We start from the raw sequence: 20,744 nt of genomic DNA on the forward strand, positions 1-20,744 counted from the left end.
CTGACCGGTGACGTCTTCGGCTCGCTGCGCTGCGACTGCGGTCCCCAGCTCGAAGCCGCGCTGCAGGCCGTGGCCGACGAAGGCCGCGGCGTCGTGCTCTACATCCGCGGCCACGAGGGCCGCGGGATCGGGCTGCTGCACAAACTCCAGGCCTACCAACTGCAAGACGCCGATCAGGACACTGTGGACGCCACCGTCTCGCTCGGCGTAGCGGCGGACGCACGGGATTACGGCACCGGCGCCCAGATCCTGCGTGATCTCGGCATCCGCAGCATGCGCCTGCTCTCCGACAACCCCGGCAAACGCGTCGGGCTGGAGGGCTACGGATTGCGTGTCACCGGACGGGTTCCCTACGGCGAAGTCACCCCCGGCCGGGGGTAGCCGCTCGGGCGTGCACGACCTTTACTGGTCGCCAACCCCCCAAGGAGAACTCGTATGACCAGTGTTGTTCAGCACGACTCTCTCATCCGCGAACAGACCTTCGACCAACCGGCCGAGCGGACCGTCCCGATCGCCGACCCCGGCGCGTGGGCGATCCTGGCCTTCTCCGCCACCTCGCTCATGCTCGGCCTCTACAACGGAAACTTCGTCAATCCAGCCGGTGCCGCCCTCGTGATCCCGGTGGCCTTCTTCTTCGGCGGCGCGATCCAGATCATCGTCGCCGTGCTAGAAGTGGTGCGCGGCAACGTGTTCGGCGCCGTGGTGTTCGGCAGCTTCGGGCCGTTCTGGGTCATCTACGGCTTCATCCAGACGACGTTCGAGGAGAAGGTCGTCGAAGCCGCGACCAAGGCGAACGTCGATCCCACCGCAGCGGTGTCGAGCGGGCTCACGGTGTTCCTCGCGATGTTCGCCGTGCTCACGTTCGTCTTCCTCGTCTCGGCGCTGCGGACGGACGCGGTGCTCGTCAGCGTGCTGGTGCTGCTGCTGGCGGCACTGGTGCTCCTCATGATCGGTGTCCACAGTGGAATCAAGGGCTTCGTGCAGGCTTCCGGGTACGTCACCGTGGTGTTCGCCGTCCTCGGGCTCTACCGGGGCACGGCCGACATCATGACCGCGACCTACGGCCGGCAGGTGCTGCCGGTCTTCAAGCTCAGCTAGTGCAGCCGGACGGGGCCACGGCAGTCGTGGCCCCGTCCCCTCACAACAGACCGTTCAGCCGCGCTTGATGAGCGGCCGCCGTTCTGTTGTGGACTTCCAGTTTGCGCATCGCCGATCGGAGGTAAGCCTTGACGGTCTCCAGGCTCAGCCCCAGCCGGGCGGCGATCTCCAGGTTGCTGGCCCCCACCTCCGCCAGCCGCAGCACGTCGATCTCCCGGGGCGCGAGCGACGCAGACGCCGCGATCTCGGCCCGCGCCGGTTCACTCGTCAGGTCCGCCTGGATCCGCTCCAGCCGCGCGCGCAGCTGCGGATCGCTCGTGTCGCGGATGAGTTCGGCGAGCTCGGCGAGCGCACCCCGCGAGCGGACGGCCGCGTGACCGGGATCGCGCCGCAGCTGTCCCTCCACATCGGACTGAAGCTGCTCGGCGACCACCACGGCACTGCGCACAGTCCGGTCGCCGATCGGGTTGCCTTCCCGCACCGCGCCGTACAGAACCCCGCGCACCTCACCCCGGACCAGCACGGGCACGGCGAAGACCGACGTCAATCCCTCCTGACGCACCACGACGTCGTACTCGTGAGTGATCGCCATCGTGGACGCGTAGTCGTTGACCCGGAACGGGGTCCGGCTGCGCAGCACGCACCCGCCGAGCCCTTTCCCGGGCTGCACGACGAGCCCCCGCAACGCATCGCCGGAGTTGCCCATCAGACGGTCGAGCACCAGGTGCAGGCCGCCGGCGCCGTGGCGGGTGGTGCCGCCGAGGGCGATCGGCAGGCCGGTCACCTTCCGCAGCCGCTCCAGCCGCTCGGGCAGCAGGTCGTCGATGATGTGCCGGATCGCGCTCCCGTCGTCCACTGTGGCCGGCGGGGTGGACCACAGTGGACGACGGGAGCGCAGGTCGGGTCCGTTCATGTCCGCCTCGTCACCGTCACGCGTCGGTGGTGAACACCATGCACGAGCTCGTCGCGTGCGCGAGCAGCCGACCCTTCGCGTCGCGGATCTCGGCGTGCGCCAGCGCGGTCCGCCGGCCCCGGTTGATCACGTTGCCGGTCGCGCGGAGCGTGCCGATGTCCGCGGTGAGCGGCCGCAGGTAGTGCACCGAAAGGTCCAATGTGGTGTAGCTGCTCCCGACCGGCACCGTCGTCTGCACGGCGTAACCGGCGGCGCTGTCGAGCAGCGTCGCGGCGACCCCGCCGTGGACGATGCCGATCGGGTTGTAGAGGTGCTCGCCGACCTCGCCCACCAGCACGGCGTGGCCGGACTCGATCTCGGCGAGCCGGAAGCCCAGTGTCGCGGCGATCGGCATGATCCCGGCCTCACCGGCGTCGAGCAGGTGCCGGCTGAACTCGAGCCCGTCCATCTCGCGGCTGAGTTTGGCCATCTCCTGGGGGTCCACCCAGCTGTATGTCCGAGTGCCTTCCATGGCGGGATCGTACCTCCGATTTACTAGGATGACCTACTGTTGGTCGTCATACCTTCTTTGCCGGGGCCCCGGGCGCACCCCGGGGCCCCGCCATTCGAGCGAAAGCGTCAGAGCCCGAGCTCGCGGGCGATGAGCATCTTCTGCACCTCGCTCGTGCCTTCGCCGACCTCGAGGATCTTGGCGTCGCGGTAGTACCGGGCGACCGGGGCTTCGTTGATGAACCCCATGCCGCCGAAGATCTGCGTGGCGTCGCGGGCGTTGTCCATCGCCGCGTTGGAAGAGATGAGCTTCGAGATGGCGGCCTCGCGCTTGAACGGCTCGCCGCGCAGCATCTTCGCGGCCGCCGCGTAGTAGGCCAGCCGCGCGGTGTGCGTGCGGGCCTCCATCTCGGCGATCTTGAACTGGATCGCCTGGTACTTGCCGATGGGCCGGCCGAAGGTCTCGCGCTCGTTGGCGTAGCGCACGCACTCGTCGACGCAGCCCTGCGCGAGCCCCGTGGCCAGCGCGGACACCGCGACCCGGCCCTCGGTGAGGATGGAGAGGAACTGCGCGTAGCCGCGGCCGAGGTCGCCGAGCAGGTTCGCGGCGGGCACGTGGACGTCGTCGAACCCGAGCTCATGCGTGTCGGAGGCGGCCCAGCCGACCTTCGAGTAGGGCTTGGACACGCTCAGCCCGGGCGTGCCCGACGGCGCCATGATCGTCGAGATCTCCTTGGCGCCCTTGTCGTCCGTGCCGGTCACCGCGGCGACGGTGATCACCCCGGTGATGTCCGTGCCGGAGTTGGTGATGTAGGCCTTCGAGCCGTTGATCACCCAGTCATCACCCTTGCGGACGGCTGTGGTCCGCGCGCCGCCGGCGTCGGAACCGGCGCCCGGCTCGGTGAGGCCGAACGCGCCGAGCATCTGCCCGGTGCACAGCTGAGGCAGCCATTCCTGCTTCTGCTCCTCGGTGCCGAACCGGTAGATCGGCATGGCGCCCAAGGACACGCCGGCTTCCAGCGTGACCGCGACCGATGAGTCGATGCGGGCCAGTTCCTCCACGGCCAGGCACATCGCGAAGTAATCGCCGCCCATGCCGCCGTACGCCTCGTCGAAGGGCAGGCCGAACAGGCCCATTTCGCCCATCTTGGCCACGATCTCGTAGGGGAACTCTTCGCGCATGTAGAACTCGCCGATCACCGGCGCGACCTCGTCGCGCGCGAACGCGGCGACCGTCTTGCGCAGTTCTTCGTATTCCTCGCTGAGCCTGTTGTCGATCACGATGACTCCCTCGAGTCCAAAGGACAGTTGTTCGTTCGGCGTCACCTGGTGGCCGAGGCGGACCGCTGAACCCGGCGATTCCCCGGGGCGGTGATCGTGTGTGCGGCACTCTCGTCGCTTCGGTCACGAGCCGCGCCTGACCGGCGCACACCTGCTCGTCGCGACCCGTTGTTAGCGGTCGTTAACACGGTCGATGTTAGCGCTCGCTAACCGAGCTGTCCAGGTGACGTACAACGCTCTCCTCGGCATTTTTCGTTGGCAGACAAGGGGAATGATCGCGATCGTGGCAGAGGTGCCGGAGGCCGACAACGCGGTTACCCCCATTCAAGGGTAGCGGCGAGGCGCGGGCCGATGCATAGTGGGAGCAAGCGTAACGTTGTTCCGTATCGACGTTCCGTAACGTCAGTTCACACCAGGGAGGCAGAGTGTTACGATCGTGCTGTGCCCCGGGTGAAGCAACGCACCGAAGCGCTGCGCGAGCGCGGGCTGGCCAGTGCGCTCGCGGTGCTCGCCGAGGAGGGCGTGGCGGGGCTGACCACGCGCACGGTCGCCCGCCGGGCCGAGGCCTCGGTCCCGGCCATCTACGAGGTGTTCGGCGACAAGGCGGGTCTCATCCGCGAGGTCTTCTTCGAGGGCTTCCGCCTGCTGGGCGACGACCTGGCGGCGCTGCCGGCCACCGACGATCCGCTGGACGCCCTGCGGCACCTCGCCGAGGCGTTCCGCCACTTCGTGGTCGCGAACCCGGTGCTGGCCGAGATCATGTTCTCGCGCCCGTTCACCGACTTCGACCCCACGCAGGACGAGGACAGGGCCGGCGTCAAGGTGCGCAAGATCTTCGTGCACCACATCCGCACCGCCGTCGACGCGGGCCTGTTCGCCGCGGACCCGACGGACATCGCGCACGTGTTCTTCGCCTACGTCCAGGGCATCGCGGCCGCCGAGAGCGCGCACCGGCTGGGCGGCTCGAAGCAGTCGGTGGACCGCCGCTGGCGCCTCGGGCTCGACGCGTTGATCGCGGGCCTCGGCCAGGCCCCCGCCCCCGCTCGTCGTCGCGCCGGGGCGCGCGCCAAGAAGGCCTGAGCACCGCCGCGCTGCCGGAGCCCGACCTCACTCTTTCCCTCGGGCCCAAGCCCGTTTCAGCACGTCAGGAGATTTGTCATGGCCAGCAGTGAACCCCGCCGGCCCGGGCTCGACACCCCGCCCGACCTGCTCGACTTCACCCCGAGCGAGGACCAGCGGCTGATCCGAGACACCGTGGCTGAGTTCGCCGCCGAGCACCTGCGCGCGCGGGCGGGTGAGGCCGACACGGCGTGCGCGGCGCCGGACGACCTGGTCACCAAGTCCGCCGAGCTCGGCCTCAGCCTGCTGGGCGTGCCCGAGGAGCTCGGCGGGGTCGCCACCGCGCGGTCGGCGGTCACGGCGACCTTGGTCACCGAGGCCCTGGCCGCCGGCGACATGGGGCTGGCCGTGGCGTGCCTCGCGTCATCCGCGGTCAGCACGGCGCTCGTGCTGTGGGGGAGTGGCGAGGCGCAGGCCGCGTACCTGCCCGCGTTCGTCGGCGACACCGTGCCGGCGGCGGCTCTCGCCATCCTCGAGCCGCGCGCCGTGTTCGACCCGTTCGAGCTGCGCACGGTGGCCCGCCGCACGCCGGGCGGGTTCGTCCTCGACGGCGCCAAGTCGCTGGTGCCGCGGGCCGCGCAGGCCGAGTTGTTCGTGGTCGCGGCCGAGCTGGACGGCCACGGCCCCGCGCTGTTCGTGGTCGAGGCGAATGCGCCGGGGATGAGCGTCGAGCCCGAGCCCGCGATGGGCCTGCGCGCGGCCGGCACGGGTCGGCTGGATCTGGCGACGGTGCACGTGCCCGAAACGGCCCTGCTGGGCGACGCCGACCCGGCCGCCTACGCGGAGTGCGTGCGGCTGTCGCGCCTGGCCTGGTGCGGGCTCGCGGTCGGCACCGCGCAGGCCGTGCTCGACTACGTGATCCCGTACCTCAACGAGCGCGTCGCCTTCGGGGAGCCGGTGAGCCACCGCCAGGGTGTCGCGTTCAAGGTCGCCGACGTCGCCATCGAGCTCGAAGGCATGCGGCTGGCCACCTACCGCGCGGCCGCTCGCGCGGACGCCGGCCTGCCGTTCGCTCGTGAGACGGAGCTCGCCCGCCGGCTGTGCGCGGCCAAGGGCATGCGCATCGGCAGCGACGGAGTGCAGCTGCTCGGCGGGCACGGCTACGTCAAGGAACACCCCGTCGAACGCTGGTACCGCGACCTGCGCGCGGTCGGCGTCGCCAGCGGTGTCGTGCTCGTCTGAACCGGTACGCAAGGAGCAAGCCAGTGATCCACCTCGAAGTGCCGGCCCGACTGTCCACAGTGGTCGACCAAGCCCATCTCACCGCGGAGAAGCTGCTCCGGCCGGGTTCCCGCCGCAACGACCGGGCCGAACACACGCGCCCGCCGGAGCTCGACGCGCTGGCGCCCCTCGCCGACGGCCTGAACGCGGCGGGTGGCGGGCAGGTGACAACCGGGGAAGTCCGCAATGGACGCAACCTCGCCAGCGTGCTCGGCATCATGGAGCTGTGCTGGGGTGACGCGGGAATGCTGTTGTCCCTGCCTCGCTTGGGTCTCGGCAACGCCGCCATCGCCTCGGTCGCGAAGGGCGAGCAGGCGAAGCGGTTCGCGGGCAAGTGGGCGGCCATGGCCATCACCGAGCCGGACACCGGTTCGGACTCGGCCGCCATCCGCACCACGGCCGTGCTCGACGGCGACGACTACGTGCTCAACGGCGAGAAGATCTTCGTCACTTCCGGCGAGCGCGCCGACGTCGTTGTGGTGTGGGCGACGCTCGACCGCGCGCTGGGCCGGGCGGCGATCAAGTCGTTCGTGGTGGAGAAGGGCACGCCGGGGTTCGAGCTCGTGCGGCTGGAGCACAAGCTCGGCATCCGCGCCTCCGACACCGCGCACCTGCGCCTGGACAACGTGCGGGTGCCGCGCGAAAACCTGCTCGGCGACCCGGAGATCGACGTCGAACGCAGCTTCGCCGGGGTGATGCAGACGTTCGACAACACCCGTCCGCTGGTCGCGGCGATGGCCGTCGGCGTGGCCCGGGCCGCGCTGGACGAGACGCGCACGCTGCTCGCCGAGGCCGGCCTGACCGTCGACTACGACCGTGCCGGCCCGCGGATACCCGCGGCCGTCGCGACGTTCCTGGACCTGGAGGCCGACTACGAGGCGGCCTACCTGCTCACCCTGGAAGCGGCGTGGCTGGCGGACAACGCCCGGCCGAACTCGATGCACGCGTCGATGGCCAAGGCGAAGGCCGGCCACAGCGCCACGGACATCGCGCTGGGCTGCGTCGTGCTCGCCGGCAGCCTCGGCTATTCGGAGGACTCACTGCTGGAGAAGTGGGCGCGCGACGCGAAGATCATGGACATCTTCGAAGGCACGCAACAGATCCAGCAGCTCATCGTGGCGCGCCGGCTGCTCGGCAAGTCGTCCGCCGAACTCAAGTGATCGGAGTGGATCATGCTCTCCTACGCCCGCGGCGCCGACAGCCCGGCCCTGCTCGAAGAGACGATCGGCGCGAACTTCGAACGCACCGTCGCCGCACACGGTGACCGCGAGGGCCTCGTCGAGTTCGCGACCGGACGGCGCTGGACCTACGCCGAGCTCAACGCGGACGTCGACGCGCTCGCCAGGGCGTTGATGGCGGTCGGGGTCGAAAAGGGCGACCGCATCGGCATCTGGGCACCGAACTGTGCCGAGTGGACGATCACGCAGTACGCCACCGCGAAGATCGGCGCGATCCTGGTCAACATCAACCCGGCGTACCGCACACACGAGCTGGCGTACGCGCTCGAACAGTCCGGCGTCACGCTCTTGATCTCGGCGAGCACGTTCAAGACCAGCGACTACGGGGCCATGATCGACGAAGTCCGCGCCGGCACCGCGCTGCGCACCGTCGTGTACCTCGACACCGACGACTGGCAGCAGCTGCTCGACTGCGCGACGGGTGAGGAAGACCTGGCCGGACGCCTGGCCTCGCTCAGCCCGCACGACCCGATCAACATCCAGTACACGTCGGGCACCACGGGCTTTCCCAAGGGCGCCACGCTGAGCCACCGCAACATCCTGAACAACGGCTTCTTCGTCACCGAGACGATCGGCTTCACCCACGTTGACCGGCTGGCGATCCCGGTGCCTTTCTACCACTGCTTCGGCATGGTGATGGCCAACCTCGGCTGTACCACGCACGGCGCCGCGATGGTCATCCCGGGCCCGGCGTTCGACCCGGCGACCACGCTGCGGTCCATTCAGGACGAACGCTGCACCGCGGTGTACGGCGTGCCCACGATGTTCATCGGCATGCAGGCGCTGCCCGCGTTCGCGGAGTACGACCTGAGCACGCTGCGCACGGGGATCATGGCGGGCGCGCCGTGTCCCGTCGAGGTCATGAAGCGCTGTGTCACCGAGATGCACCTGGCAGAAGTGTCCATTGCGTACGGGATGACGGAGACCTCGCCGGTCTCCTGCCAGACGCTCGCCGACGACGACCTCGACCGGCGCACCGCGACGATCGGGCGTGTGCACCCGCACGTCGAGATCAAGATCGTCGACCCGGAGACCGGCGAGACCGTGGAACGCGGGACGCCGGGCGAGTTCTGCACGCGCGGCTATTCGGTGATGATCGGGTACTGGAACGACCCGGAGCGCACGGCGGACGCGCTCGACGCCGACGGCTGGATGCACACCGGCGACCTCGCCGTGATGCGTGAGGACGGTTACGCGCTGATCGTCGGCCGGATCAAGGACATGGTGATCCGGGGCGGGGAGAACGTGTACCCGCGGGAGATCGAGGAGTTCCTCTACACGCATCCGGACATCGAGGACGTGCAGGTGGTCGGGGTGCCCGACGAGCGGTTCGGCGAGGAGCTGTGCGCCTGCATCAAGGTGCGGGCCGGCGCGGCTCCGCTCGACGCCGACGCGATCCGCGCCTTCGCGACAGGAAAGCTGGCGCACTACAAGATCCCGCGGTACGTGCGTCTGGTGGAGCAGTTCCCCACGACCGTGACCGGCAAGATCCGCAAGGTCGAGATGCGGGCGGAATCGGCCGAGGCGCTGGGGCTTCCGGTGCCGACGCTGTGAGGTTCCATGGCGCCTGAAGCCGACCTCGCGGCGCGGATCGTCGTGCGCCGACCCGGTGCCGACGACGGTGAGCCGGTCGGAAGATTCCTCATCGGACTGTCGCTCGCCAGCCGGTACCACCGGTTCTTCTCCGGCATACGGCACATCTCGCCGGGTCTGCTCACGACGCTGACCACGGTCGCGCCCGGCCAGGTCGTCCTCCTCGCTCTCGACGGCGAGACCGTGGTCGGGCACCTGATGGCGACCGACCACGACGGTGACGGTGTGGACATCGGCATCGTCGTCGCCGAGGACTACCAGTTCCGGGGCATCGGCCGGAAACTCCTGCGGGAGATGGCGAACGCCCTCTCGGACGGCGGTTCGACGCGGGTGCGGTGCGATGTGCTCGGCGCCAACTACTTCGTCCTCGACTGGCTTCGGCGCCGGCTCCCGGACATCCGGTTCGTGCGGCACGGGGAGACGATCACCGTCCACGGAACCCTTGCCGCGCCCGAAAAATGACGACCTCAGAGGTGACGTACACCGACAGCGTCACCTGACGCTCGCGCCGAAGATCACTGTCCACATAGGTTTGCGGAGTCAACGAAAACGCGCGATCCACCAAGGAGTTCCGATGATCAACCGGAGGCAGTTCGGCCAGGCCTTCGCCGCGACAGCGGCGGCCGCGTCGCTGGCCGCGTGTTCCACCGGACAGGGCGCGCCGGTCGCCGCGCCCGGCGACGACCTCAGGGCGGGCTCCGGCAAGAACACCTCGCTCGGCCCGATCAAACAGGTCAAGGCCGGGCTGCTCGACGTCGGGTACGCCGAGTGGGGCCCGGCCACGGGCAAGCCGGTGGTCCTGCTCCACGGCTGGCCGTACGACCCGCGCAGCTACGTCGACGTCGGCCCGCTGCTCGCCGCGGCCGGCTACCACGTCTTCGCGCCGTTCCTGCGCGGCTACGGTCCGACGACGTTCCTGTCCAAGGAAACTGTCCGCAATGGACAGCAGGCGGCGGTCGCACTCGACATCGTGGCCATGATGGACGCCCTGCACCTCGACAAGGTGATCCTCGGCGGCTACGACTGGGGTGTGCGCACCGCGGACGTCATCGCGGCGCTGTGGCCGGAGCGCGTCAAGGCGATGGTCGCGGTGAGCGGCTACGGCATCAACAACCTGGCGGCCAACAAGGAGCCGCTGGCTCCGCTGGCCGAATACGGCTGGTGGTACCAGTACTACCTCGCCACGGATCGCGGCGAGCTGGGCTACGCGAAGTACCGGCACGACTTCAACAAGCTGATCTGGCAGAACGTCTCTCCGAAGTGGCACTTCGACGACGCGACCTACGATCGCACGGCGCAGTCGTTCGACAACCCCGACCACGTGGCCATCGTCGTGCACAACTACCGCTGGCGTCAAAGCCTCGCGCCGGGTGAACCGCAGTACGACGTCTACGAACAGAAACTTCAGGCCTCGCCGAAGATCGGCGTCCCGACGATCACCATCGGCAGCGACTTCGACGCCGCCGCGGCCGACGGCAAGGCCTATCGCGACAAGTTCACGGGCAAGTACGAGCACCGCACGTTCACCGGGATCGGCCACAACGTTCCGCAGGAAGCCCCGCAGCCGTTCGCCAAGGCCATTGTGGACGTCGACAAGTTCTGACCGGCCCTGTCAGAAGACGGGCTGGTGGCGTTCGATCACCGCGGCGGTGGCGGGCTCGTCGGTGTCGTTCCAGAAGGCGTGGCACTCGCCGCGGGGTTTGACGATCCACTCGGCGTCCGTCGGCGTAGATCTCGGTGCCGTTGGAGATCGCGCCGATCCGGCCGCGGACGACGTAGCTCCACTCGTCCTCGTCGGCGTGGCGGGCAGGGGGTCCCGGAAAGTCCGTTGAAGGAGAATTGTGTAGTTCTGCAGCGGGAGTTGTACTCCAGACGGTCGGCGACTGGTGTGGGACTCGCCACGAGCGAGCCGGTGAGTGGGCCGGGCTTGCGAAGATCGGCCCGTGAGCACAGGACTTCTCGCTGCCGAAATACCAAGTCGCCTCGCTCTGTGGCACTCCTGCGCTCGGAGAGCGGACGGTCCTGACCGCGACCTGGTGATCGCGGTGGTGGCCGGGCATGGCTGAGGAGTTCCGGCTGCGGTCGGTGGCGGTCGCGGTGTACGGGCCCGCCGCGTTGTTCGGGCTGGCGGAGGGCTCGATGTTGCCGGTCGTCGCGCTGAGTGCGATCGACCGCGGGGCCACGACGTCGGTGGCGGCGTTGATCGGGGCGTTGCTCGGGATCGGCTCGCTCATCACGAACATCCCGGCGGGCATCCTCGCGACCCGGGTCGGTGAGCGGAAGTCGATGTTGGTGGCGGCCGGGGTCACGGCCGTCGGGTTGGCGCTGTGCCTGGTCAACATCGGTGCGGGGCAGTCCGCGTTGCTGGTCTACGGCGCCGGCGTGCTGCTGATCGGCGCCGCGAGCGCGGTGTACGGCCTGGCGCGGCAGTCGTACCTGACCGAGGCGGTGCCGCTGCACATGCGGGCGCGGGCGTTGTCGACGCTCGGCGGGACGATGCGCGTGGGGCTGTTCCTGGGTCCGTTCGCCGGGGCCGCGGCGATGCTGGTCTGGGGGCAGGCCGGCGCGTACTACCTGAGCCTCGTCGCGGTGCTCGCCGCCGGGATCGTCGTGTACCGGGTGCCGGATCTGGAGACGACCGACGAGCACCGCGCGGCCGCGGCGGCGATCACGACGTGGGGGATGGTCAAGCAGAAGTGGCGGGTGTACGCGACGCTCGGTGTCGGCATCCTGCTGCTGTCGGGGATCCGGCAGACGCGCCAGACCGTCGTTCCCCTGTGGGCGGCCCACCTCGGCCTGTCGCCCACGGTCAGCTCGGTGATCTACGGTTTCGCCGGCGCGATCGACGCGCTGGTCTTCTACCCGGCGGGCAAGGTGATGGACCGCCGTGGCCGCCGGTGGGTCGCGGTCCCTTGCACGTTCGTGCTCGGTGCTTCCTTCGTCCTCATGCCGTTGACGCACGGGCCGGTTCTGCTTGCCCTCGTGGCCATGGTGATGGGTTTCGGCAACGGCCTGGGCTCGGGCATCGTGATGACGCTCGGCGCCGACGTCTCGCCGACCGTCGGCCGCCCGACGCACATCGGCATCTGGAACGAGCTGGCCGACGTCGGTTCCGGCCTCGGCCCGCTGCTGCTGGCGGGGGTGACCGCGCTGGCCGGGCTCGGGCTGGGGATCGTCGTCAGTGGACTGGTCGGCTTCGCCGCGGCCGGGGCGTTGTGGACGTGGATCCCGAGGACGGTGCACGGGGTGCGAAGAGTCGCCGAGCGGACGTGATCGCGGCGGGGCTCAGGCGTCGAACCACTCCTCGGCGCCGTGACCGCAGGACGCGGATCGTCGGTGGTTCGTCGACAGCCACTGTCCTCAACCGATCATGAAGTGGGGCAACGGCACCAGCGCCCGTCCGAATTCGCACAGCCAGTGCGGCACACCGCACATCCCAGAACCGCTCACGTGCGAAGGTTATCGCCGGAATGACAGAAAACGGGCTGACCGTGAGCGAAACCGGTCAGCCCGCTGTCCATTCCGTCCCAAGTCGGGGAACACCCCGCGTCAGAAGCCGGGGAACACCCGGCGCAGGTCGTCGAGCGAGAGGGCGCCGTCGACGGTCACGTCGTTGTCGTACGGAGGCTTCAAACGGCCGCTGACCAGACGGATGAACGCTTCGGCCGGGCCGTTGAACGTGGCCGAAGGCGACTCGAGGTGGTCCACCACTGTGACGGCTTCGTCGATCACCAGGCCGGCACCCGGGATGGCGACGGACCCCGGCTTCCCGAGCTCGGCCGGCTTCGCGAGGAAGTTCAGCATGAAGCCGACCGGGCCGGCCAGCAGGTCGACGAGCACCTCGGCCGAGGCGGCTTCCACACCGGCGTCGGGGTCGAAGGCCACGCGCACGTCCCACGAGTGGTTGGCCACCTCGTTGAGGCGCATGCCCAGGGCGGTCAGCAGCGAGACCGGCTCGGGCAGGAAGCCGAGATCGACGGTCAGCGCCGAGCGCTGCTCGGGCGTGAGGGCTTCGACGGTCTCGAGCCATCGGGCGTTGTGCTCCAGGAAACCTTCGGCCTGCGCGCGCGGCGCGGACGCGTCCCAGCGAGCCCAGATTGTCGGGTTGTCTTCGGCCTCCACGGTCTCGCCGGCGGCCCGGGCGATCGGCGCGCGGCCGATTTCCGCGCCACTGCCGAGGTGGGACAGGGCTTGCGCGACGGTCCATTCGGCAGCGCCGCTGGTGGTGGCCAGCTGCTCGTCGGTGAGGGTGCGGACGAGGGCGGCGAGCGTGTCGTGCTCGGTGCGCAAGGCGGTGATCGTGCGGTCCACGAGTTGGCTCATGCCACGCTCAACTCCTGAGTGGACGGCTGTGTTCCGCTGATCACCGAGCGGCGCACTCCTTTTTTCGCTCGCGGTACGCGCGCGTCGCCATCTGGCCGCTGCACGTCGTGCTGCAGTACAGCGCAGAAGAGTTGCGCGTCTTGTCGAAGAACGCCGTGTAGCACGTGTCGTTCTTGCACACCTTCACCCGCGGCCAAGCGCCCCGCGAGGCGAGGTCGGCGACCGCGCTGAGCAGGTGCGAGAACGACCGGTCGACGCCGGTGCCCGTCGGGTGCAGCTCGCACCCCTCCGCCGTGACGACCGTGGTCACAGGGAAACGCAGGGCGGCCCGCTGCAGGTGGGCTTCGGATTCGGCCACCATCGCCACGCCCTCGTCGCAGCCGACGTGCGCGCGCAGGATGCCCAGCAACGCGTCGCGCAGTTCGCGGGCGGTGGCCGCGTCGGCGTCGGTCGCGTCGGCGGAGTCACCCGCGTCGACGGCCTGGAACCACTTCGCGACCGCGGCGCCGTCGGTCAGCTGCTCCTTGGCCTGTTTGCCGTGCACGCGCGTGTTCACGTACCCGACCAGCAGGTTCGAGCTCAAACACTCGTCACCGGCGCGCGCGGGACCCAGCGTCACCTTCACAGCCGCCACCTCCGACGTCGAGTGTAGCCGACGGTGATGTCATGACCTAAGTTGTTAAGCAAGTCACACGCAAGCTCAAATCATCGTCAAGTGATATGTGTCAAGGATTAGCCTATGACACGTGATCAAGCCTGCCGCTCACTTCGGAGCGCGGGAAATCCCCAAGGAGAACGAAGACATGACCAAGCTGTTGGTGATCCTCACGTCGGCCACGAAGTGGAGCCAGAAGGACGGCACTCAGCGTCCGACCGGGTTCTGGGCCGAGGAGTTCGTGGTGCCGCACCGCATCCTGTCCGCGGCGGGCGTGGAGCTGACCATCGCGACGCCGGGCGGACGCCCCGCCCCGGCCGACGAGATGAGCCTCAGCCCGAAGGTCAACGGCGACGACCCGGCCCGCGCCGACGAGATGCGCGCGTACCTCGAAGCCCACTGCGAGCTGCTGCAGTCGCCGGCGCGGCTCGAGGACGTGGACCCGGCCGAGTTCGACGGGGTGCTGATTCCCGGCGGCCACGGCCCGATGCAGGACCTGGCCGTGAACGCCGACGTCGCCCGCGTGCTGGCCGCGCTGCTGCCGGACGAGTCCAAGGTCGTCGCGTCGCTGTGCCACGGCCCGGCGAGCTTCTTCTCCGCCGGCGACCCCGAGGGCGCCTGGCTGTTCAAGGGCCGCAAGCTCACCGCGTTCACCGACGATGAGGAGCAGCAGGTCGGCCTCGCGCAGAACGCGCCGTGGCTGCTGGAGGAGCGACTGCGTGGCGCCGGCGCCGAGTATTCCTCGGGCCCGGCTTGGGGTCCGTACGTGGTGGTCGACGGCAACCTGATCACCGGCCAGAACCCGGCCTCGGGTGAGCAGGCAGCCGAAGCGCTGCTGAAGGCGCTGGCCGAGCGCGGCTGAAACCGTGCGGGCGGCCCGCGCGCTGCCCGGGGGCCTTGACAGTTCTGAGTGCGCCAACGCAGAATGACCGCAATCTGAGTCGGGCGACTCAGATCGCGGTGCCGGCTGTCCTGCGTGGACGTCGTCGGTCCTCGACGTGCCGACGACCGCAGGAGGAACCGTGCAGGAGTCAGACTGGAAATCCGTGCTCGACGCGGCGAGCACGGCCGCGCTGGAGTACCTCGGCTCGCTGCCGGACCGGCCCGTGTTCCCGACCGCGGACCACGCGACGATCCGCGCGGCGCTCGACCACCCGCCGACGGCGCGCGGGGTCGACGCGGTGCGGGTCGTCGACGAGCTCGCTCGTGATCTCGAGCCCTACGTGGCCGCGCAGGCGAGCGGGCGCTACTTCGGTTACGTCGTCGGCGGCCTGCACCCGGCGGCGCTCGGCGCGGACCTGCTGCTCACGGCGTGGGATCAGAACGCTTCGCTCTACCCGTCGACGCCGGGTGTCTCCGTGGCCGAGGAACTCGCGGCCGAGTGGCTGGTCGACCTGCTGGGGTTGCCCGGCGAGAGTTCGGTCGGGTTCGTCACCGGCGGGCAGATGGCCACGTTCACCTGCCTCGCGGCGGCCCGACACCAGGTGCTGCGCGACGTCGGGTGGAACGTCGAGGCCGACGGTCTCGCCGGCGCGCCGCGGATCACGGTCGTGGTGAAGTCCGGGGCGCACTCGACCGTGCTGCGCGCGTTGCGGTTCCTCGGCCTCGGCGAGCGGGCGCTGGTCACCGTGGAGTGCGACGACGAGGACAACATGCGGCCCGACGCACTGGAAAAGGTGCTGGCCTCCGTGCACGGGCCGACGATGATCGTCGTCGAGTGCGGCAATGTGAACACTGGCAGCTTCGACGACTTCGCCGCCGTGGCCGACCTCGCCGAGGCCCACCGTGCCGCCGGCAACCCGACGTGGGTCCACGTCGACGGCGCCGTGATGCTGCTGGCCGCCGCGGCGCCGGCCATGGCGGCGCGCACCGCGGGCCTCGACCGCCTCGACTCCTGGTCGACCGACGGGCACAAGCTGCTCAACGTCTCCTACGACTGCGGAATCGCCATCTGCGCCAACGCGTCCGCGCACCGGGCGGCCATGAGCGTGCAGGCGGCCTACCTCGAACAGGGCGAAGGCGGTCGCGACCCGATGGACTGGGGGCCCGACTTTTCCCGCCGGGCCCGCGGGGTCGGTGTCTACGCGACGCTGCGCGCGCTCGGCCGCGACGGCGTCGCCGGACTCGTCGAGCGGACCATCGGGCTGGCCCGCCGCTTCGCCGACCAGCTCGGCGCGAGTGGTCAGGCCGAGATCGTGAACGACGTCGTGTCCAACCAGGTCCTCGTGCGCTGGCTCGCGCCCGACGGCGACCACGGCCGGCTCGCCGACGCCGTCATGGCCGGGGTTCGCGCCGAGGGCAAGGCGTTCTTCAGCGGCACGACCTACCGCGGCGAGCGGCTCATGCGCATCTCGGTTTCGGACTGGGCGAGCGACGAGGCGGACGTGGACCAGGCCGTCGAAGCCCTGCTGCGGCACGCGCGACTGGCTGTCTGAAGCTCAGGCGCGGCTGCTCTCCACGAACGCGCGCACCGACTTCAGCTGGGCGGCCAGCTCGCGGCCGTCGGGGTCGGCGCGTGCGATGGTGAGCGTGCCGAGCACGGTGGCGGTGAGCAGATCCGCGAGCACGGCCGGGTCGGCGGTGGACTCGCCCAGCTCGCGGCCGCGTTCGAGGGCGGCCAGGAACCCCGAGCGGAGCTGCTCGCGGTAGCGCCGGGTGGCGGTGGCGACGTGCTCGTCGACCGGCTTGGACATCGCCGTGGTGGCCAGGCAGCCGAAGCCCGCGTTCGGGCCGTCGAGCACGGATTCCAGGCGGGACAACGCTTCGAGCACGTCTTCGCTGCCGCGCTCGCCCTGCTGCAGTGGTGCGAGGACGTCCTGCATGAGCACGAGGTACTCGTCGACGGCTTCGCGGTAGATCTCGATCTTCGTGCCGAACGAGTTGTACAGGCTCGACGTGGACAGTCCCGTCGCCGCGGCCATCTGCTGCTGGGTGACGCCGTCGAAGCCGACGTGCCAGAACAGGGTCATCAGGCTGTTCAGGGCTTCGTGGCGGTCGAAGCCGAGCGGCCGGCCCGCGCGCGGCGATTCTGAGTTCACCCACTCAGTGTTCGTCGCCGGCGGGGGATTTTCAAGCTCACGGACCTGCGGTGGTACCCGTTGGGTATCACAGAGCGCGGAACAGGTCTTGGACGCGGCTCACGTGCCCGGCGCACAGTCGAGGTGATCGACGACGGGAGCGAGATGAGCAGGGAACCCGGGATGGACCGCGCCGCGGTGCTGTGGTCCGAAGTGGAGAGTGCGCGCGGGTCGCGGCCGCTGCTGGTGATGCTGCACGGCTGGAGCTACGACGAGACGCACTTGCACCGGCTGATCACGCCGCTGCTGCCGGCGGAGGTCGTGGTCGCGTCGGTGCGGGCGCGCATTCCGGAGGCCGGCGGGTACGCGTGGTTTCCCAGCCAGGGCAACCCGATCGGCGACCCTCAGCCGCGGGTGGCCAACGCGGCGGCGCTCGATGTCCTGGCGTGGCTGGAGGCGGTCGACGCGCCGTCGATCGGGCTGCTCGGCTTCTCCCAGGGTGGCGCCATGGTCCACCAGCTCATGCGGCAGGCGCCTGCGCGCTTCGCGTACGGCGTGAACCTGGCGGGTTTCGTCGTGCGCGACGAGCAACCCGGTGACGAGCTCTTGAGCACCACGCGGTCGCCCGTCTTTTGGGGCCGGGGAAGGGAAGACGGTGTCATCCCGGCTGCGGTGCTCGCCCGGACGGACCGGTGGCTGGCGCGGCACGCCACCGTCGAGAGCCACGTCTACCCCGGTCTGGGCCATGACGTCCGGGGCCGGGAGATCGAGGACGTCGCGGCTTTCGTCGGCAAGCAGATCCGTTAGACATCAGGGCTTTCCCTGTACCACCAGTGTTCGAGGAGGCACACCCATGCGTCACGACATCGAGTTCGATGCCGAAGGAGCGTTGCTGCGCGGCTGGTTCTACGAGGCAGAGGGGGTCGCCGGGCCCGCGCCGTGTGTGGTGATGGCCCACGGCTGGAGCTCGACCAAGCGCATGTACCTCGACCGGTTCGCCGAGGTCTTCGCCGCCGGCGGCCTGTCGGTGCTGCTGTACGACAACCGCGGCTGGGGCGATTCGGAGGCGGCGCCGGGACAGCCCCGGCACGAGATCGACCCGTGGGTGCAGGTCGGCGACTACCGGCACGCGATCACCCACGCGCAGAACCGGTCCGATGTGGACCCCGGCCGCGTGGGGGTGTGGGGCACCAGTTTCTCGGGCGCGCACGCCTATGTCGTCGCGGCGATGGACCGGCGCGTGAAGGCCGTGGTCACGCAGGCGCCGTTCGTCAGCGGCCGCGCGACCTACGCGAACCTCGCGCGGGTCGACAACCAGGTCGTCGGACCGGACGTGTTCACGGCCGACCGCCGGGCCCGCGCTCGCGGGGAAGCCGCCGCGACGATCCCGGTCATCGGCACCGACCCCGGACAGCTCGTGGGGCTGCCGACGCGCGACTCGCACGAGTGGTTCACCCGCGCGCGTGCGGAGCTGGATCCCAGCTGGCCCAACGAGGTCACGCTGCGCAGCCTCGACAACTTCTATTGCTACGAGCCGGCGAAGTACCTGCCGGAGGTGACGCCGACGCCGCTGCTGATGATCGTCGGCAGCGAAGACGGCCTGACGGGCGGCAACCTCGCGGCCGTCGCCTATTCCGGCGCGGCCGAGCCGAAGGACATCGTTTTCCTGCCGGGCGGCCATTTCGACGCGTACACGGGTGAGGGCTTCAAGGTCGCTTCGCAGGCGGCGCGGGACTGGTTCGTGCGGCACCTCGCCGCGCGGTGATATCCGGAAGGTATCACAGCGACCGAAAGAGGTCTTGGACGTACACCTCGGCCTCGACGCACAGTTGTTCTGTATCCATTGTGAGCAAAAGGGAGTTGTCATGAGGGTCTTCTTGACCGGCGGATCCGGCTACATCGGACAGGCCACGATCGGCGAGCTGGTGAAGCAGGGGCACGCCGTGGAGGCGCTCGCTCGCAGCGACCGCGCGGAGGCGACCGTGGTCGCGGCCGGCGCCATCGCGGTCCGCGGGGGTCTCACCGATCTGGCCGTGCTGAAGGACTCCGCGGCCCGCGCCGACGCCGTGATCCACCTGGCGCAGGCCGAATCGGGCGACGAGGACCTCGCCGCCGCCACGGCGATGCAGGAAGGCGTCGGCGCCGGCACCTACGTGCACACCGGCGGCACCTGGGTCTACGGCGACACCGACGGCGTCGCCGACGAGACCGCGCCCTGGAACCCGCCCGCCGCGGTCGCGTGGCGCAAGCCGGTGGAGGACGCCGTGCTGGCCCACGGCGGGCGCCCCGTCATCGTACAGCCCGGCCTGCTCTACGGCGGCGACAACCGCCTGATCGACGTCTTCATCGTCCAGCCCGGCAAGAAGAACGGCGCCATCCCCTACATCGGCGACGGCGCGAACCACTGGGCGCTCGTGCACATCGACGATCTCGCCCCGCTCTACGTCGCCGCCCTCTCCGCGCCGGCCGGCTCGGTCTACGTGGGCGTCGGCGGCGTCAACCCGACCGCCAAGCAGGTCGCCGAGGCATGCGCTCACGCCGCGGGCCTCGCCGGCAAGACCACGTCGATCCCGCTGGAACAGGCGCAGGCCGAGATGGGCCCGATCGCCGACGCGTTCGCGCTCGACCAGCAGCTCACGCCGGCCAAGGCGCAGCGCGAGCTGGGCTGGCAGCCGCGGCACACCGACCCGCTGGCGGTCTTCGCCCAGGGCTGATCCCGGCAACGCCGGCGGTGGTCTTGCCCAGCCCGATCACCGCCGGGCTCGACGTGATCGGCTTAGCATGGGCCCAGCGCGTCGACGGGAATGGCGGAGGTGGGCGGGCCGTGGGGTCGTACGAGGTGCGGGTGACGGACGCGGCCGCGGGCGCGCCGGAGGATCCGACAGGGTTCTGGGTCGAGCACGTGCGGGACAACCACGGTGCGTTGCACGTGCGGTTCGCCGAGCCGGCGGGGTTCCGCGGGGGCACGGTCGTACAGCGCGCGGGGGAGCAGCAGCTGGTCGAGTTCTGGTCCGACGCTGTGGAGTACTCGCGGACGCGCGCGGATATCCGGGCCGACGACGACAGCGGGCTGGTGCTCGTGCTCGCGGGGGCCGGTGAGCTCGTGGTGGATCAGGACGGGGCGGACGTCCGGTTGCGGCCGGGGCAGGGCGTGGTCGCCGGGAAGAGCCGGCCGCTGGTCCTGCGGCACGCGGGTCGGGCGCGGGGGTGGGTGCTGAATCTGGGCGCGGGCCGGGCCGCGGGGGTGGTCGACTGCAGCCAGGGGCTGGGGGCGGTGGTGCGCACGATGGTGCGGACGCTCAGCGCCCAGCGTTCGACGCTCGACCGGGTGGAGTTCGTCCGGGCGGCGGAGTCGATCGCCGGGCTGGTTCCGTTGTGTGTGCGGCCGGATGGCCGGACCGGGTCGTTGGCGGCGGTGGAGGGCGCGGTCCGGGTGTACGTGGCCGAGCACGCGACGGACCCGGATCTCACGCCGGCGGGGGTCGCGCACGCGCTGGGGTGGTCGTTGCGGCAGGTGCAGCTGGCGTTGGCGCGCGCGGGGACGAGCCCCGGCCGGTTGATCCGGGAGGCGCGGCTGGGGCGGGCGATGGAGGTGCTGCGCCGGGCGCCTGGAGCCACGGTCGGCAGCGTGGCGTTCGCGTGTGGCTTTCGGTCGGCGACCAGTTTCGGGGTGGCGTTCAAGCAGCGCTACGGAATGACGCCGGGTGAGGCGCGCGAGTCCGGCTGAGGCAGACGGGGTTTGCGTGTTCGGAGAGCGGTTGTGCGCGAATGCGAGATCCGGGCTGACGGAGTGCTCC

The 20,744-nt window shown here is 70.1% G+C and carries 20 protein-coding genes and 1 pseudogene; 15 read left to right on the top strand and 6 right to left on the bottom strand.

Annotated elements, in window-relative coordinates:
- Both AB0H62_RS48470 and AB0H62_RS48475 read left to right on the top strand, forming a co-directional pair.
- Positions 1-351 (top strand): annotated as a pseudogene (locus tag AB0H62_RS48470) (bifunctional 3,4-dihydroxy-2-butanone-4-phosphate synthase/GTP cyclohydrolase II); the annotation flags it as partial.
- 84 nt (positions 352-435) lie between these two features.
- Positions 436-1,098 carry an acetate uptake transporter gene (locus AB0H62_RS48475; RefSeq protein ID WP_360592710.1) on the top strand — a complete coding sequence of 221 codons (663 nt, stop codon included), beginning with the start codon at positions 436-438 and terminating at the stop codon, positions 1,096-1,098.
- 40 nt (positions 1,099-1,138) lie between these two features.
- Here the strand turns inward: AB0H62_RS48475 and AB0H62_RS48480 are convergent, their stop codons facing one another.
- The 3 genes from AB0H62_RS48480 to AB0H62_RS48490 form a co-directional block, all read right to left on the bottom strand.
- A complete protein-coding gene (locus AB0H62_RS48480) occupies positions 1,139-2,011 on the bottom strand; it encodes a LuxR C-terminal-related transcriptional regulator (RefSeq protein WP_220243295.1) in 873 nt (290 codons plus the stop codon).
- 16 nt (positions 2,012-2,027) lie between these two features.
- Complete coding sequence (locus AB0H62_RS48485) at positions 2,028-2,522, bottom strand: PaaI family thioesterase (RefSeq protein ID WP_220243294.1); 495 nt, start codon at positions 2,520-2,522, stop codon at positions 2,028-2,030.
- A gap of 107 nt (positions 2,523-2,629) precedes the next feature.
- Positions 2,630-3,781 carry an acyl-CoA dehydrogenase family protein gene (locus tag AB0H62_RS48490; protein WP_360592711.1) on the bottom strand — a complete coding sequence of 384 codons (1,152 nt, stop codon included), beginning with the start codon at positions 3,779-3,781 and terminating at the stop codon, positions 2,630-2,632.
- A gap of 441 nt (positions 3,782-4,222) precedes the next feature.
- On the opposite strand from AB0H62_RS48490, the gene AB0H62_RS48495 reads away from it, so the two are divergent.
- From AB0H62_RS48495 to AB0H62_RS48525, 7 genes are all read left to right on the top strand, one after another.
- Positions 4,223-4,861: a TetR/AcrR family transcriptional regulator gene (locus tag AB0H62_RS48495; RefSeq protein WP_360592712.1), complete on the top strand. Its 639-nt coding sequence runs from the start codon at positions 4,223-4,225 to the stop codon at positions 4,859-4,861.
- Between the two features lie 78 nt (positions 4,862-4,939).
- The gene (locus AB0H62_RS48500; protein ID WP_360592713.1) at positions 4,940-6,082 is read left to right on the top strand and encodes an acyl-CoA dehydrogenase family protein; all 1,143 of its coding nucleotides are present in this window, start codon (positions 4,940-4,942) and stop codon (positions 6,080-6,082) included.
- 23 nt (positions 6,083-6,105) lie between these two features.
- Complete coding sequence (locus AB0H62_RS48505; RefSeq protein WP_360592714.1) at positions 6,106-7,281, top strand: acyl-CoA dehydrogenase family protein; 1,176 nt, start codon at positions 6,106-6,108, stop codon at positions 7,279-7,281.
- Between the two features lie 12 nt (positions 7,282-7,293).
- Positions 7,294-8,913: an AMP-binding protein gene (locus tag AB0H62_RS48510; RefSeq protein WP_360592715.1), complete on the top strand. Its 1,620-nt coding sequence runs from the start codon at positions 7,294-7,296 to the stop codon at positions 8,911-8,913.
- Positions 8,914-8,919: 6 nt separating this feature from the next.
- On the top strand, positions 8,920-9,414 hold the full coding sequence (locus tag AB0H62_RS48515) for a GNAT family N-acetyltransferase (RefSeq protein WP_220243288.1): 495 nt from the start codon (positions 8,920-8,922) through the stop codon (positions 9,412-9,414).
- A 112-nt stretch (positions 9,415-9,526) separates the two neighbouring features.
- Positions 9,527-10,555, top strand: coding sequence for an alpha/beta hydrolase (locus AB0H62_RS48520; RefSeq protein ID WP_360592716.1), 1,029 nt, complete (start codon positions 9,527-9,529; stop codon positions 10,553-10,555).
- Between the two features lie 455 nt (positions 10,556-11,010).
- Positions 11,011-12,225, top strand: a complete 1,215-nt coding sequence (locus tag AB0H62_RS48525) for an MFS transporter (RefSeq protein WP_360592717.1) — start codon at positions 11,011-11,013, stop codon at positions 12,223-12,225.
- A gap of 276 nt (positions 12,226-12,501) precedes the next feature.
- Here the strand turns inward: AB0H62_RS48525 and AB0H62_RS48530 are convergent, their stop codons facing one another.
- Together AB0H62_RS48530 and AB0H62_RS48535 are read right to left on the bottom strand one after the other, a co-directional pair.
- On the bottom strand, positions 12,502-13,275 hold the full coding sequence (locus AB0H62_RS48530) for a maleylpyruvate isomerase family mycothiol-dependent enzyme (protein ID WP_220243285.1): 774 nt from the start codon (positions 13,273-13,275) through the stop codon (positions 12,502-12,504).
- A gap of 40 nt (positions 13,276-13,315) precedes the next feature.
- On the bottom strand, positions 13,316-13,900 hold the full coding sequence (locus tag AB0H62_RS48535; RefSeq protein ID WP_220243284.1) for a CGNR zinc finger domain-containing protein: 585 nt from the start codon (positions 13,898-13,900) through the stop codon (positions 13,316-13,318).
- A gap of 178 nt (positions 13,901-14,078) precedes the next feature.
- On the opposite strand from AB0H62_RS48535, the gene AB0H62_RS48540 reads away from it, so the two are divergent.
- A complete protein-coding gene (locus AB0H62_RS48540; RefSeq protein WP_360592718.1) occupies positions 14,079-14,792 on the top strand; it encodes a type 1 glutamine amidotransferase domain-containing protein in 714 nt (237 codons plus the stop codon).
- Between the two features lie 160 nt (positions 14,793-14,952).
- Entirely contained in the window at positions 14,953-16,365 is a 1,413-nt protein-coding gene (locus AB0H62_RS48545) for a pyridoxal-dependent decarboxylase (RefSeq protein WP_360592719.1), read from the top strand.
- 3 nt (positions 16,366-16,368) lie between these two features.
- Here AB0H62_RS48545 and AB0H62_RS48550 read toward each other — a convergent pair whose 3' ends face one another.
- Positions 16,369-16,968, bottom strand: a complete 600-nt coding sequence (locus tag AB0H62_RS48550; protein ID WP_360592720.1) for a TetR/AcrR family transcriptional regulator — start codon at positions 16,966-16,968, stop codon at positions 16,369-16,371.
- Positions 16,969-17,112: 144 nt separating this feature from the next.
- Between AB0H62_RS48550 and AB0H62_RS48555 the strand changes: the two genes are divergently transcribed.
- The 4 genes from AB0H62_RS48555 to AB0H62_RS48570 all read left to right on the top strand — a co-directional run bounded on the left by AB0H62_RS48555 (position 17,113) and on the right by AB0H62_RS48570 (position 20,674).
- On the top strand, positions 17,113-17,754 hold the full coding sequence (locus AB0H62_RS48555; RefSeq protein WP_360592721.1) for a dienelactone hydrolase family protein: 642 nt from the start codon (positions 17,113-17,115) through the stop codon (positions 17,752-17,754).
- Between the two features lie 46 nt (positions 17,755-17,800).
- Positions 17,801-18,712, top strand: coding sequence for an alpha/beta hydrolase (locus AB0H62_RS48560; RefSeq protein ID WP_220243280.1), 912 nt, complete (start codon positions 17,801-17,803; stop codon positions 18,710-18,712).
- A gap of 100 nt (positions 18,713-18,812) precedes the next feature.
- Positions 18,813-19,661, top strand: coding sequence for an NAD-dependent epimerase/dehydratase family protein (locus AB0H62_RS48565; RefSeq protein WP_360592722.1), 849 nt, complete (start codon positions 18,813-18,815; stop codon positions 19,659-19,661).
- A 110-nt stretch (positions 19,662-19,771) separates the two neighbouring features.
- Positions 19,772-20,674 carry an AraC family transcriptional regulator gene (locus tag AB0H62_RS48570; RefSeq protein WP_360592723.1) on the top strand — a complete coding sequence of 301 codons (903 nt, stop codon included), beginning with the start codon at positions 19,772-19,774 and terminating at the stop codon, positions 20,672-20,674.
- The last annotated feature ends 70 nt before the right edge of the window (positions 20,675-20,744 follow it).

The organism is Amycolatopsis sp. NPDC050768 (genome assembly GCF_040654155.1).
Classification (GTDB): domain Bacteria; phylum Actinomycetota; class Actinomycetes; order Mycobacteriales; family Pseudonocardiaceae; genus Amycolatopsis.

What these genes read in the sequence shown, in the direction of transcription:
- AB0H62_RS48520 (WP_360592716.1), top strand. Translation starts at nt 9,527, where the DNA reads ATGATCAACCGGAGGCAGTTCGGCCAGGCCTTCGCCGCGACAGCGGCG.
- AB0H62_RS48565 (WP_360592722.1), top strand. Translation starts at nt 18,813, where the DNA reads ATGAGGGTCTTCTTGACCGGCGGATCCGGCTACATCGGACAGGCCACG.
- AB0H62_RS48475 (WP_360592710.1), top strand. Translation starts at nt 436, where the DNA reads ATGACCAGTGTTGTTCAGCACGACTCTCTCATCCGCGAACAGACCTTC.
- AB0H62_RS48555 (WP_360592721.1), top strand. Translation starts at nt 17,113, where the DNA reads ATGAGCAGGGAACCCGGGATGGACCGCGCCGCGGTGCTGTGGTCCGAA.
- AB0H62_RS48540 (WP_360592718.1), top strand. Translation starts at nt 14,079, where the DNA reads ATGACCAAGCTGTTGGTGATCCTCACGTCGGCCACGAAGTGGAGCCAG.
- AB0H62_RS48515 (WP_220243288.1), top strand. Translation starts at nt 8,920, where the DNA reads ATGGCGCCTGAAGCCGACCTCGCGGCGCGGATCGTCGTGCGCCGACCC.
- AB0H62_RS48560 (WP_220243280.1), top strand. Translation starts at nt 17,801, where the DNA reads ATGCGTCACGACATCGAGTTCGATGCCGAAGGAGCGTTGCTGCGCGGC.
- AB0H62_RS48510 (WP_360592715.1), top strand. Translation starts at nt 7,294, where the DNA reads ATGCTCTCCTACGCCCGCGGCGCCGACAGCCCGGCCCTGCTCGAAGAG.
- AB0H62_RS48530 (WP_220243285.1), bottom strand. Translation starts at nt 13,275, where the DNA reads ATGAGCCAACTCGTGGACCGCACGATCACCGCCTTGCGCACCGAGCAC.
- AB0H62_RS48485 (WP_220243294.1), bottom strand. Translation starts at nt 2,522, where the DNA reads ATGGAAGGCACTCGGACATACAGCTGGGTGGACCCCCAGGAGATGGCC.
- AB0H62_RS48500 (WP_360592713.1), top strand. Translation starts at nt 4,940, where the DNA reads ATGGCCAGCAGTGAACCCCGCCGGCCCGGGCTCGACACCCCGCCCGAC.
- AB0H62_RS48480 (WP_220243295.1), bottom strand. Translation starts at nt 2,011, where the DNA reads ATGAACGGACCCGACCTGCGCTCCCGTCGTCCACTGTGGTCCACCCCG.
- AB0H62_RS48525 (WP_360592717.1), top strand. Translation starts at nt 11,011, where the DNA reads ATGGCTGAGGAGTTCCGGCTGCGGTCGGTGGCGGTCGCGGTGTACGGG.